This is a genomic window from Mesorhizobium sp. M7A.F.Ca.ET.027.03.2.1 (genome assembly GCF_003999175.1).
Taxonomy (GTDB): Bacteria; Pseudomonadota; Alphaproteobacteria; order Rhizobiales; family Rhizobiaceae; genus Mesorhizobium.
Genome location: NZ_RZOM01001367.1, coordinates 1 through 1,300, shown reverse-complemented (window position 1 = coordinate 1,300; position 1,300 = coordinate 1). Strand labels below are relative to the sequence as shown.

2 protein-coding genes are annotated in these 1,300 nt (G+C 60.8%); one reads left to right on the top strand and one right to left on the bottom strand.

Features of this window, described 5'->3' with window-relative positions; all coding sequences use genetic code 11:
• The coding region (locus EN750_RS34715) for a type II toxin-antitoxin system prevent-host-death family antitoxin (protein WP_127399303.1) at positions 1 to 159 on the bottom strand (159 nt) is incomplete at its 3' end.
• 286 nt (positions 160 to 445) lie between these two features.
• Between EN750_RS34715 and EN750_RS34710 the strand changes: the two genes are divergently transcribed.
• Positions 446 to 1,300: MFS transporter (locus tag EN750_RS34710; RefSeq protein ID WP_127399302.1), on the top strand; the 855-nt coding region annotated here is incomplete at its 3' end.

Below are 1,300 nucleotides of genomic sequence, written 5' to 3'. Positions count from 1 at the left end.
GCGCGAGCGGGAAGCCACACCCTGCTGTCGATCGGCGGGCACGATCCGCGCGACGGGTCGCCCATGACTGGTCACAACATAGCTTTGTCCTTCGCGAACACCGCGAAGGATGAGAGAAAATCTGCGGTTGGCATCGGCTGCCGAAACGGCTTCTTCCATGACAAAGGCCATATAGTAGTTATATACACTACAATAATGTGACACATCGCCATTCGCAAGCTATTCTTTGCTGCTTGGCCAGCGCCTGGAGACGGAACGAGAAGGCCTTGGCCGTCCCGCCAGTTCTGATTTAGGCACGGCGGCAGGCCAAGCGAACTGCCTGTCTCCCCGCAGTCGCACAAAGTGAAAGCAAATTAATGCGACATCAGAGCCAGCCCATGATAACCGCCCTGCATGTTGGCTTGCCTCCCGGTCAACCGTAAAAGAATCAAGTCGGACGCGTTTTGTGAACCGCACCATCCCGCTCATCCTGGCGGTCGCCCTTTTCATGGAAAACATGGATTCGACCGTCATTGCGACATCGCTGCCGGCGATCGCCGTCGACATCCACACCAGTCCGATCGCGCTCAAGCTGGCGTTGACCGCCTATCTCGTCTCGCTGGCGATCTTTATTCCGATCAGCGGCTGGATGGCAGACCGTTTCGGCGCCAAGAATATCTTTCGTGCCGCGATCGCGGTCTTCATCGTCGGCTCAATAGCCTGTGCGCTCTCCGGTTCGCTGCCTGCTTTCGTGGTGTCGCGCTTCCTGCAAGGCATCGGCGGCGCCATGATGACGCCGGTTGGGCGGCTGGTGCTGGTGCGCGCGACACCGAAAAGCGAACTCGTCGCGGCGATGTCCTGGCTGACCGTTCCGGCGCTGGTCGGGCCGCTGGTCGGACCGCCGGTCGGTGGCTTCATCACCACCTATTTCACCTGGCACTGGATCTTCCTGATCAATGTGCCGATCGGCGTGGTCGGCATCTGGTTGGCGACGCGTTTCCTGCCGGAGACCGAACCCGCGCAGACCCCGCCACTTGATTTCATCGGCTTCGTGCTGAGCGGGCTGGCGGCATCGGGCGTGGTGTTCGGCCTGTCGGTGGTCAGCTTGCCATATCTGCCGCCAATCGTCGGTGTCACCACCGTAGCGGTCGGCCTACTGTCGGGTGCGCTCTATCTGCTGCATGCGCGCCACGCAAAAAACCCGCTGCTGGCGCTCGAACTGTTCCGCAACCAGGTGTTCCGCTCCTCGGTGCTTGGCGGCGGACTGTTCCGCATCGGCATTGGTGCTGTGCCGTTCCTGCTGCCGCTGATGTTCCAGATC